This is a genomic window from Edaphobacter aggregans DSM 19364, from assembly GCF_000745965.1.
Taxonomy (GTDB): Bacteria; Acidobacteriota; Terriglobia; order Terriglobales; family Acidobacteriaceae; genus Edaphobacter; species Edaphobacter aggregans.
The window spans coordinates 25,147-36,881 of record NZ_JQKI01000059.1 but is presented as its reverse complement, the minus strand read 5'-3'; the positions used below and the strand labels follow the sequence as shown (position 1 = coordinate 36,881).

The 11,735-nt window shown below is 56.8% G+C and carries 8 protein-coding genes and 2 pseudogenes; 7 read left to right on the top strand and 3 right to left on the bottom strand.

What is annotated here, in order from left to right; all coding sequences use genetic code 11:
* From Q363_RS44415 to Q363_RS47485, 3 genes and pseudogenes are all read left to right on the top strand, one after another.
* Positions 1-214 (top strand): annotated as a pseudogene (locus Q363_RS44415) (IS701 family transposase); the annotation flags it as partial.
* Positions 215-336: 122 nt separating this feature from the next.
* Positions 337-919: pseudogene (locus Q363_RS47490) on the top strand (transposase).
* On the top strand, positions 916-1,461 hold the full coding sequence (locus tag Q363_RS47485; protein WP_483782900.1) for a transposase: 546 nt from the start codon (positions 916-918) through the stop codon (positions 1,459-1,461). The pseudogene Q363_RS47490 and the gene Q363_RS47485 overlap by 4 nt, the downstream one beginning before the upstream one ends.
* Positions 1,462-1,610: 149 nt before the next feature.
* Here the strand turns inward: Q363_RS47485 and Q363_RS19995 are convergent, their stop codons facing one another.
* The 3 genes from Q363_RS19995 to Q363_RS46520 all read right to left on the bottom strand — a co-directional run bounded on the left by Q363_RS19995 (position 1,611) and on the right by Q363_RS46520 (position 3,129).
* A complete protein-coding gene (locus tag Q363_RS19995; RefSeq protein WP_035353918.1) occupies positions 1,611-2,243 on the bottom strand; it encodes a response regulator in 633 nt (210 codons plus the stop codon).
* A 375-nt stretch (positions 2,244-2,618) separates the two neighbouring features.
* Complete coding sequence (locus tag Q363_RS46525; RefSeq protein WP_169747055.1) at positions 2,619-2,828, bottom strand: histidine kinase; 210 nt, start codon at positions 2,826-2,828, stop codon at positions 2,619-2,621.
* On the bottom strand, positions 2,791-3,129 hold the full coding sequence (locus Q363_RS46520; RefSeq protein ID WP_084080575.1) for a triple tyrosine motif-containing protein: 339 nt from the start codon (positions 3,127-3,129) through the stop codon (positions 2,791-2,793). Before Q363_RS46520 ends, Q363_RS46525 begins: the two co-directional genes overlap by 38 nt.
* A 1,400-nt stretch (positions 3,130-4,529) precedes the next feature.
* Between Q363_RS46520 and Q363_RS19985 the strand changes: the two genes are divergently transcribed.
* The 4 genes from Q363_RS19985 to Q363_RS19970 all read left to right on the top strand — a co-directional run bounded on the left by Q363_RS19985 (position 4,530) and on the right by Q363_RS19970 (position 11,421).
* Positions 4,530-5,488 (top strand): IS5 family transposase gene (locus Q363_RS19985; protein ID WP_245632342.1). Its coding sequence is split into 2 segments (ribosomal slippage): positions 4,530-5,223 and positions 5,223-5,488, totalling 960 coding nucleotides; the frame shifts between segments, so codons are not numbered across the junction.
* Between the two features lie 324 nt (positions 5,489-5,812).
* Positions 5,813-8,803 (top strand): sensor histidine kinase, encoded by a 2,991-nt coding sequence (locus tag Q363_RS19980; protein ID WP_035353915.1) that lies wholly within the window; start codon positions 5,813-5,815, stop codon positions 8,801-8,803.
* Entirely contained in the window at positions 8,781-9,428 is a 648-nt protein-coding gene (locus tag Q363_RS19975; protein WP_035353913.1) for a response regulator, read from the top strand. Before Q363_RS19980 ends, Q363_RS19975 begins: the two co-directional genes overlap by 23 nt.
* Before the next feature lie 100 nt (positions 9,429-9,528).
* Complete coding sequence (locus Q363_RS19970) at positions 9,529-11,421, top strand: PD40 domain-containing protein (protein ID WP_157467225.1); 1,893 nt, start codon at positions 9,529-9,531, stop codon at positions 11,419-11,421.
* The last annotated feature ends 314 nt before the right edge of the window (positions 11,422-11,735 follow it).

Genomic DNA, 11,735 nt, shown 5'->3' with positions numbered 1-11,735 from the left:
CCTGGGACATTTCGAAGGCCGGAACTGGCGCGGGTTTCATCATCATGCAACTCTATCGATCGCTGCCTATAGCTTCCTGGTTCTGGAGCGGTGCCTTTTTCCCCCCTCAAGCAACTCGTGGCCAATCAAAGCAGCCCACATCCAGATTCACATACCCCGCGTGCGATCCGACTACACGCCCAGAGGCGCTGCCCGTCCGCACAGAACGGCATAATCCTCAATCCATTACCACCCTGCGCCGACAGATCGCAACCCACCTTGCACGCTCTCTGCCCAGATGTCCCTGTTGTCTGCATCTACGTTAATACCACAGTAGTACTAGGAACTTGTTGAAGAATGCGACTGCTGTGCAGTCATGTTCGTCTAACTGGGATGCGTGGAGATGAGCGGTTTCAGGATGGGATGTTCAGGTATGTGTCGTTGGAAGAGCGTGTGCCTCAGGATCACCCGTTGCGTGCGGTGCGCAAGCTGACCGACCAGGTTCTGGAGTCACTGAGTGGGGAGTTTGACCAACTGTATGCTGCGACGGGTCGTCGCTCGATTGCGCCAGAGTATATTCTGGGCCTTGTTGTTGCAGGTGTTTTACTCGATCCGTTCGGAGCGGCAGTTGGTCGAGCAGATCGACTACAACCTGCTGTTTCGTTGGTTCGTCGGGCTCGGCATGGACGACGCGGTATGGCACCACGCGGTGTTTTCCAAGAACCGCGCTCGGTTGCTGAGCAGCGCGGTCGCACAGCAGTTCTTCAGCGAGGTCAACCGGCAGGCCAAGCGCTTCATGAGCGATGAGCACTTCACCGTGGATGGCACGCTGATTCAGGCCTGGGCCTCGCAGAAGAGCTTTCGTTCGAAGGACGGTCCGACGATGACGACGGTTCGAGCTTCCGCGGCCAGAAGCGCACCAACCAGACGCATGCATTGACCACCGATGGCGACGCCCGGCTGTACAAGAAGAGCTACGGAAAGGAGTCGAAGCTGAGTTATCTGGGCCATGCTTTGGTGGAGAACCGTAACGGCCTGATCGCGGCCGCGATGGTCACGCACGCCGAGGGATACGCTGAACGCGACGCCGCGCTCTTGATGCTGCATGAGACGCAGAAGCACCGCTCGCGGCGCATCACCGTAGGCGCGGACGAGGCCTATGACACGAAGGATTTTGTGGCCACGGCGCGTGAGATGAATGTCACTCCGCATGTTACGAAGAACGAGAAGGGCCGCCATAGCAATCTGGATCGGCGAACCACACGCCAGCCTGGTTATGGCATCAGCCTCAGCCGCAGATGGCTGGTTGAGAAAGGCTTTGGTTGGCTGAAGCAGATCGGACCACTGCGCCAGGTCAAGCTGCGTGGCCTGGAGAAGGTGGACTGGCTGTTCGTCTTCAGCTGCGCCGCCCACAACCTGATCCGGCTGCCCAGGCTCATCGCGCAACGACAGCATGTGAGGTTCAGGGAGCAGTGCGCCTGAAATCCGACGCGGCCTCCGGGAGCGCTTCCCGGAGGCCAAGCAAATGCCCCGTAAATACAGCCGAAATACCACTTTCAAACAAACTGCATCGGCGACAGAGCGCCAATCCCCACGGAATCCGCACCGCCGTGGTCAAATTCAACAAGCTCCTAGAGGTCGATGATTCCTCTTTTCAACCCAATCATTGCGGCTTGCGTTCGATCATCGGCACCCAATTTTGAAAGAATGCACTTGACTCGACTCTTTACGGTTTCCTCCGTGATGGAGAGTTTGCCCGCAATTTGTTTGTTGGCATAGCCGGCTGCGATCAGCCGCAGCACGCTGATTTCTGCCGGCGTCAATGGGTCATCGGTGGCATGCGTGGCGATTTCATACGAGACTTCCGCGGAAAAGGCCTTCTTACCGGCGTGCACCCCACGAATCGTCTCCAATAGTTCCTTGTGCAACGCATTCTTTAGTAGATACGCCTGAGCGCCAGCCTTAATGGCACGGATAATTTGCGCATCGCCGGCGTACGTTGTCAGCACGACAATTTTTGCCTCAGGAAATTCATTTCGAATGGCAATGAGTGAATCAACGCCATTCATTCCCGGCATTTGCAAGTCCATCAGCGTAACGTCCGGACGGTGCATCCGGAATAGCTGGATAGCCTCGCGACCGTCGGACGCTTCACCCACCAGGATCATATCCGGCTGGATGCTTACTAGACCGGCAATCCCCTGGCGGAAGATCGGATGGTCATCGACCGAGAGAATTCGAATGGGCGAGGTGCTGGCGTTCATGACCTCTCCTGGATCAAGCCTTCGCTTTTCCGGCAAGCTTTCGTGACAACCAGGAAGCTTTCCGGTCTGCTGTGTAGGCGGCACTGGCGGGTACCCACAGCTCTACTTCCGTTCCTGCATCCACTTCGCTCCACACCGTCAGCTTACCTCCAATCAGTGTGGCGCGTTCCCGCATACCAGGCAAGCCATAGTGCCTCTCGCCGTGCTGACGGAAAGGACGGCCGGATCGATACCTTTTCCATCGTCCCGCACGCGCAATCGAAATTACTCGTCGTCATAGCGGATTTCAACCTCAATATGGCCAGCGCGAGATCGTTGCTTTGGACTGTGGAATCACGTAGTCCTTGCACAGCGTCCCGACCTTCGGTGATCGCCTCAGCAACCTCGTCGATCGTGCTTTCCAGCCCTTCTTGCGCTTCCACCGGGGGGCTCCCGCATTAACTGGGAAACAGTCTGGAGCCGCAGCAGCACACCATGAAAGCTTTGAAGCAGGGTATCGTGAAGGTCACGCGCAATTCGTGTGCGCTCATCGACACGCGCGTCCGTGTCATCTCGAACTGATGATGCACTTGCCGCAAGCGCCATCGGTAGGCCGCCCACAGCAGCGTGGTGAGGAAGACGCCGCATAGCGCACGAAACCGCCATGTATTCCACCAGGGGGGCCGTGATCACAATGGTGAGCGACGCCCCTTCTTCCATTCCATACACCATCGCCGTTCGATCCCTGCACGCGAAAGACATATTTCCCAGGACCGAGATTGGTATAGGTAGTTAGTCGCTGCCTGCTACCCACCTCATTCCAGGCATGTTCAAAGTTCTCGAGCATATAGCGATAATGGTTCTTGTGCGAATTCGCATTCGGTGCCACCAAAGAACATCTCCCCATCCAGGCCGTGATAACAGCCCGTAATAACTCAACGCGGCGAATTCAAAGGAGAAAACACTGTCGCGGGAGGGGAGGGTCAGAGAATCACGTATGGGATGGCTTTCTTAAGCACGGATCCGGTACCTATGGGCGCAGGTTTGTTGAAGATTCTGAAGCTGGTGATTACGACCGGCGGCACGTAGGGATTGTCGCGGGCATTTTCAGGGAAAAATGCATTCAACCCATTCCGGGATTTGAGTGCAGCGTGACACCCGATCACGCTTGTTTGTTTTCAATCCTTTTCCGGGATTTAGGTGCATTGTCGCTGCACTGAAATCCCGGACTGTTGCACATAAAACCCGGACGAAGTTTTTGCTGAAGTTTGTCCGGGATATAAGTACAAAGATGACGCTATCCTCTTTCCTTGCATCAGTTTCGGTCCGTGATTGAGTACAAACAGCTCGGCGGATTCCGGGATTTAAATGCCGCTAAACAGCCCTGCAGAACATATATCCGGGATTTGAGTACAGCGTGACAACTCGCGACGCGTTTGTAATTGCGCTTGGCTCAAGCGCGCTAACCCCTCGCCCAGTTGACAAAGATTGGCGCAGTGCCCCAGACCGGTAGTGATGTCCACCTCCCCTCCATTGCCAGTGGCACGACCTCATCCAGGGAAATGGATTGCCGGGGTACCCGATATCGCCCGAGCGACGGGTAATCCGGAAGTAATCAAGTTTTTTTTGAATTACTACCGAGGAACGTCCTTACGACGTCGAATCGGTCAGGTTAGGGTTCAGGCGCGCCGACTTCCGGGTAGTAATACGCCTCGATGAGTGACTTGGCAACTTTTCGCCCAGCGTATGAACACCGCCCCGAATCGCGTCACCCCAGCGCGGCAGTACTCGGGCCTCCAGCGGCACGCGTCGCTGGGTGATCACGCTTCATCCCGAGCGATCTTGCTGGACGCAGTCTCGTTCGGATAGTTGAAGAAGAGCTGGTTGCCATCGGGATCATCAACTACTAGGAGCCGGTAACCCCACGAACCCTCCTTGACAGGAACGCCCTTGGCCTCCAGTTCTGTGCGCAGCCCATCCAGCTCGCCGATTGCGGCCTCGCACGTCTCCGGTTCGACGTTCAGGGAAATGAATATGAGCCCTTTGCCAATCTTCTGTGGCCACGTGTCGGCCAGGATAAGCGCACGGCCCTGCCGATCGACCTGGGCGATGCGGACTTTGCCGTCTTCGTCGTAGCGCCAGGGTTCGTGAAGCCGAGCTGGTTAACGTAGAAGCGGAGCGAAGCCACAACGTTGGTCACGTGCAGGACGGGGCGAGCGAACCAGTCTGTCATCGGCTAGGGAACGTCTGCACAAGTCTGAAATCCACAGCCGTCCTGAATAAAGTTGTAGGTGGATGAGGAGCACGGTGCGACAGATAACCTTGGCGTCACAGGCTGGTTTCGAGAAGTACGGGCGGAAGAGCAAGCGGGAGCAGTTTCTGGAGACCATGGAAAGTGTAGTTCCTTGGACCGAGTTACATGCTTTGATCGAACCGTACTATCCGAAGTCCGGCAATGGGCGCGAGCCTGTTGGGTTATCGATTATGCTGCGAATTTACTTTCTTCAGCAGTGGTTCCATCTCTCCGATCCCGGTGCTGAGGATGCGCTGTATGAGTCGCCGGTGCTGCGGCGGTTTGCGGGTGTCGATCTGGGTCGAGCCGCGGCGCCGGATGAGACGACCATCCTCCGCTTCCGGCATCTGCTGGAACAATACGAGCTAGGCGGCAAGATCCTGGATACGGTGAATCTGTATTTGGACAGCAAAGGCATCCGCATTTCGACCGGCACCATCGTGGATGCCACGATCATCGCGGCACCCTCGTCGACGAAGAACGCCAAGAGGGAGCGTGATCCGGAGATGCATCAGACCAGGAAGGGCAACCAGTGGCATTTCGGCGCCAAGGCGCACATCGGGGTCGATAGCAAGGAGGGCATCGTGCACTCGGTGTGCACCTCAGCAGCCTCTGTATCGGACGTGCACATGCTGGCTGACCTGCTGCATGGCGCAGAAAAGAAGGTGTGGGGCGACGCAGGCTATCAGGGCCAAACGGAGGTGATCCACGCGGTGCACCAGAGGCGCAGGACATGACTTCGCGGCGTACAAAACGCAACGGCGTCGTCGATGAGGTGGAGCGGCGCAAGAACCGCACCAAGGCACGTGTGCGAGCCAAAGTGGAGTGGCCCTTTCGCATCCTGAAGCGCGTTTTCGGATTTACCAAAGTGCGTTACCGCGGCTTGAAGAGGAATCACGAATGGCTGTTGGCGGCTTTCGCGCTGGTGAATCTATACCAGCATCGCAAGCGTTTGGCCCCGCTCGGGGCGTAGTGTCTCTGGGGGCCGGATCGCGGCCTCCAGAGACACTAAATAACCCCATAAAACATGCGTCTTGCTGCGATTTTGCCTCTAAATTCCACGGTAACAGCTTCCGCACTTCATCGCTCCGCAAAATGCTGACCTGCGCAGAGGCTCCCTAGGTATCCTTCAATGAAAACAACCTTAGATTTGCAAGATCGCACACGGCGGTCAAGTGTTGAGAACAGGGCAAATCCCTCATTGAAACGGGTTTCTGCGCCGAATGCAGATGGGTATTGGGAAACGCCTATTGCGCACGCCAACAGAGTTGCATGATTGGGCTAAGATGTCGGTGTTATGAGAAAAGCGCGCGCAGAGGTGATCATCTGCCTGGCCGTGATGTTGGCATGCTGCGCTTGCGCGTTGGCATTGGACCCGTCGCTCGACATCAGCCAGTACGCGCATACCGCTTGGAAGGTGCGCGATGGCTTTGCTAAAGGCTTCCTATACTCGATCGCACAAACACCAGACGGATACATCTGGCTGGGCACGGAATTCGGCTTGCTTCGCTTCGATGGCGTGCGCGCCGTGCCTTGGGAGCCGCCATCTGGTCAGGAACTGCCCGGCAAAGACATCGGAACTCTGCTGGTCACGCGCGACGGCGCTTTGTGGATTGGCACCTACAATGGACTCGCCAGTTGGAAGGAAGGCAAGTTCACTACGTATTCCGAGCTGAATGGCAGCCGGATCTCTGGATTACTTGAGGACGGCGAGGGCACAGTATGGGTCGGTACCCGCGAACCTCGCATTTTTGGGGAGAACGTCGGCGCGATCGATGCCGACGCCGAGGGAAACTTTTGGGTAGGTTTTGATAAGGACTCTCGGAAGTGGAAGTCGGGGCGACCGCAGTCATTCGAAGTATCGGACCCCCAGCATGCGCAACAGGCGCTTCCAGAGCACGAAGACTTCGCGTTTGTGAATGACAGTCATAAGGGAGGCCGAGGACTCATCCCCCGGCAAGTGCAGCGAGGTGCCTCAGTCCGCTCGTCGCAGCGGTTCAGGCCGTCGCAGATGCTCCGCGATCGTGACGGAGCGGTGTGGGTCGCGACATCAGACCGCGGCCTGATTCACTTCCATCAGGGCAAGACAGATAATTTTTCCGAGGCTGATGGCCTTTCCGGCGACACCGTGAACCGACTTTTGCAGGACCAAGAAGGCGATGTTTGGGTGGTCACTACGAACGGCATCGACAGGTTCCGTGAGTATGCCGTTCCGAACATCGGTATCAAACAGGGTCTCTCTAACACCAACACCTTGTCGGTTTTGGCATCAAGCGACGGCAGAGTCTGGATCGGAACCCACAGTGGTCTGAACAAGTGGAAAAACGGCCAGATCTCAGTGGTACTCCGTGGCGATGGAACGACTCATTCCGTATTTCAGGACAGCAGCGGACGCATCTGGGTGTCGACGCTCGCGGCATACGGATATCTCGACAGCGATCGATTTGTTCCCGTGCTCGATCTCGGCGGCGGATGGGCAGTTTCGGTGGCGGAACTCCCGACAGGGCATCTGTGGGTTGCGAATGACAGTAAGGGATTGTTTCATTTAGTTGGTGACAGGGTGGTCCAAAAGCTATCCTGGGCTGCGCTAGGACATACGGACCATGCCCGTGTTTTGCTGGCCGACCGCTCGCAGCGCGGACTCTGGCTAGGATTCAACCAGGGTGGAGTCTCCTACTTCGCTGACGGTCGAATCCGGAAATCTTACTCTGCCGCCGATGGGCTTGGACGCGGCAGGGTGAACCAGCTTAGATTCGGACCCAACGGCGGGCTCTGGGCGGCAACGGAAACTGGGCTGAGCCGCATCAAGGATGGCCGCATCGCGACTCTCACGAGCAAGAACGGGTTGCCGTGTGAAAGCGTGCATTGGAACATGGAGGACAACGATCGCTCCCTTTGGCTCTACATGGCATGCGGCCTCGTGCGAATTCGGCGGCCGGAATTGGACGCTTGGATTGCCGATCGTTCCAGATCAGTCCAGACTACGCTGTTCGACATTTCTGACGGTGTACCGAGCCATTCCTATCCTTCAGAAGTACATGGGGTCACCAAATCTTCCGACGGTAGAATATGGTTCGCCGCGTACGACGGGGTTAGTGTCATCGACCCGCATCATCTTGCGGAAAACAAGCTGCCGCCACCGGTGCGCATCGAGCAGGTGATCACCGATGAGAAGCCGTACGACGCGCGGAATGGGATGCGGCTGCCGGCGCGCATTCGTTATCTGACGATTGAGTACACGGCGCTGAGCCTGGTAATCCCGGAGAAGGTGCGCTTCCGTTACAAACTTGAGGGAGTGGACGCGGATTGGCGTGAGGTGGTGAACGATCGGGAGGTGCAGTATTCGAACCTCGGTCCCGGGGCGTACCAATTCCGCGTGAATGCGTGCAATAACAGCGGCGTGTGGAACGAAGAGGGCGCGTCGCTGGGGTTCGTGATCCCGCCGATGTGGTACCAGACGAACTGGTTTCGTGCGCTCTGCGCGGCCTTATTCGTGGCACTGGTGTGGGCGGCTTACCAGATGCGTGTCCGGCAACTGGCGTACCAGTTCAACGTGGGTCTGGAAGAGCGTGTAAGCGAGCGCACACGTATTGCCCGCGACCTGCACGACACCCTGCTTCAGAGTTTTCAAGCAGTTTTGCCACTGTTTCAAGCTGTCATTTACAAGTTGCCGGAGGGCGCAGTCGACGCTCGCAAAACACTGGAAGTAGCTGTCGATCGGGCCTCGGACGCGATTACTGAGGGCAGGGATGCCGTGCAAGCTTTGAGGGTGTCCGCCGTGGAACAGAACGACCTTGCACAGGCCATTCAGACACTCGGGGAAGCGTTGGCTTCTGCTGAGACGAATCAATCCTCTCCCCGATTCGACGTGGTCGTGGAAGGGACATCTCGCAATTTGCATCCGATTCTGCGAGATGAAGTGTACCGAGTTACTGCCGAGGCGCTGCGCAATGCCTTCCGGCATGCGGCGGCGCAAACTTTAGAAGTTGAGATTCGATACGACGAGAAGTACTTCCGGCTCCGCGTTCGGGATGACGGAAAGGGCATCGATTCGGACGTTCTCAGCCAAGACGGACGTGAGGGGCACTACGGCTTACGAGGCATGAAGGAACGAGCCGCGCTCGTGAGCGGGAAGCTAACGATCTGGAGTGAAGCAGATGGCGGAACGGAAATCGAGCTGATCATTCCGGGCTCGCGAGCGTACACGAAACCAACGCGGCGTTTCTGGTATTTCAGGAAGCGCTCGGCAACAGAAAGTGACGTGAATGAAACCATCGAGCGTCAGTGATGGGTCGCAACCAATTCGCATTCTTGTTGCGGACGATCATGCTCTGATAAGGGAGGGCATAGCGGTCCTCGTCGGCACTCAGCCGGATATGACCCTGGTGGCCGAAGCCTCGAATGGCTCCGAGGCGATACAACAGCTTCGTACCCACCGCCCCGACATCACGCTGATGGACCTGCAAATGCCGGAGATGAGCGGCTTCGATGCAATCGTCGCGATCCGCAGCGAATTTCCCGACGCGAAGATTGTCGTACTGACGACGTACAAGGGTGACGTTCAGATTCTTCGCGCTCTCAAAGCGGGAGCACAGGGATACCTGCTCAAAAGCACGTTTCACAAGGAGCTCGTAGAGACAATCCGAGCCGTTCATGCCGGCAGGAAGGCGCTCTCTCCCGAGGCCTCTTACGAGTTGGCTGAGCACGCGACGGACGATGCACTGACACCGGCAGAAATCAACGTTCTTCGCTTGGTCGCGGCTGGCAATACTAATAAGCAAATCGCCGACCAACTCTCGATCACCGAAGAAACCGTCAAGAGTCGAGTTAAATCCATCCTTTCCAAGCTGGGTGCTAACGATCGAACACACGCCGCAACGATCGGCGTGAAGCGAGGAATCATCGAGCTGTAACTCCCCCCTATCGCGCTTAATCACGGCGCGCGGTTGGCGCCTAGCCGTCAGTGCTTAATGAACGGTGCCCTTACTTGCCATTAAGGGGTAATATTGGCGCATGCCGACAGGGCATCAATTCGACAAAACGGGCAAGCTGCCCCCCGAAGATGTGGGCGCAGTTCGCAACGAGGTGCCCTCGACTGCAGCTCCCTCGCCGTCCCTGCGGCGGCGTAAATCAGTGATTGTGGTCCTTGCGGCAATCGCGGTTGTTGCTGTTTCTGTCGTGATTTCATCACGACGTCACCCGCCTCGCGAGTCCAATGCGGTACGGTTGTCACTGGGCCTGCCGCCCGGCATAACGCTACACAGAAGCTGGCACCCGTTCGAATATATGGCCCTTTCTCCCGATGGCGAGATGCTGGCCTTTGCGGCGAGTGATGCGTCTGGTCAAAGCTCGTTGTGGTTCCGCGAGTTAGGTTCTTCAGAACCGCGAAAAATAGAGCAGACTGAAGGCGCGCTGTTTCCGTTCTGGTCCCCAGACTCACAGTTCATTGGCTTCTGGGCGGGTGGCAAGCTGCAGAAAATAGGACGATCGGGTGGAACTCCCGAAGTGATCTTCAGCGTTGCAGAGGTCGCGCAAGGAACATGGGGCCCCGACGAAACAATTCTCTTCGCCAGAACCGTAAACAGTCCAATCTTCCGTGTCTCTCGTGACGGCGCAAAAGCGACTCCGGTGACGTCGTTGCTTCCGGGACAAGTCAGCCAAATGTGGGTTCAGTTCCTGCCGGATGGCAAACAGTTTATCTACCTAGCTCGGACAAGTCTGGCGGCGGAGGATCCACACGCGAAGGTGTATGCTCAGCGACTAGATGGCGACGCTCCCACTGAAATCGTAACCACGCAGCACAGGCCAGTAGTCGCCGATGAGTACTTGCTGTTCATCCAGCAACAGAATCTCTATGCGCAACGGATGGAATGGAACTCATTGCGAAGGATAGGGGAACCTCTGTTGGTGGCTCGCAACGTCGCTGCGTCGCCAGCGTACCTTGGCAGTTCCGAATTCGCCGCGTCGCAAAATGGAGTGCTGATCTACGGCACCGCAGAGGGATTTCCGGTCGATCAACTCAGGTGGTATGCACGAGATGGCGCAACGGTCGGCGGCGTGGATCCGGTGGTCGATTATCAGCAGTTCACGCTTTCTCCCGATGGTAAGCACCTGGCACTGAACTCGTTCCAACAGCATGCTACAGGCAGTCTGTGGCTGATTGATATTGGGACAAATACAACCACACCCTTAACGGTTGATCCCCACGCGCAGTCCGACCCAGTGTGGTCACCAGACTCTCGCTACGTTGCTTTCAATCTCATGCCGAACGGCGGGAGTGATCCGCCGTTCCTGGTAGCAAAGACCGAAGTGGGCAAGCAGCAGCTGGAGCCGATTTATGGCGATAACACAGCGCACTGGGTGGAGGACTGGTCCCCGGACGGTAAATTTCTTCTGACGCACGACACCAGGACACTTTCGGTACTACCCCTGACGGGCGACAAGAGACCTCAACCTGTATATTCATCGAGTTCCCGCAAAGATGCGTTTCATCTGTCTCCAGATGGACGATTGATCGCCTATGATGAGCTGCGCGACGGCAGATGGGACGTGTTTGTTGCTTCCTTTCCTGCGTTTCAAGACATCAAGCAGGTGTCGCCGGCCGGTGGCGTACAGCCGCGATGGCGCGGTGACGGCAGGGAACTGTTCTACATCAGTAACGACGGAGAAATGATATCCGTCACGTTGGAGCGCGGCTCGCCTGTGAAGATAGGCGCTCCACGAAAACTATTCGATACCGGATTTCTACCAGATGCAACGGTCAATCAGTATGCTGTCACGCCAGACGGACTCAAGTTTCTGGTACTGCAGCCACGAAAGGGCTATCTGGAATCATACTCCGTGATACTTAACTGGCCTGCGACGCTGAAAACATCTCAGAATGAACGCTTTGACCTGACTCCGTAAGCGCTCTCGCTCCATGCCACGCTGCCACCGAGTGTCAGCGCATGCTGCCCACATGCTGGCAGCACGTAATCACCCTGCTGGCCAAATCGTTGCAAATCGCTTGCCGCGCGAGCGGTATGGATATGCCCCAGTTTCATGTACCAACCAGGATAAGAGGGATCCCGTCATTGGACCTGCACCGGCAAAACTGAGCCAAAATTCGTTGGAGATTCCCTGCGTGACCAGCAGCCGAAGCAGTCGATAGGCTATTAAGATACCGAGCGCTGTCCCAGGTAAACGCCAACAGGAGCGACGTTAGCAACTGGCGCACAATT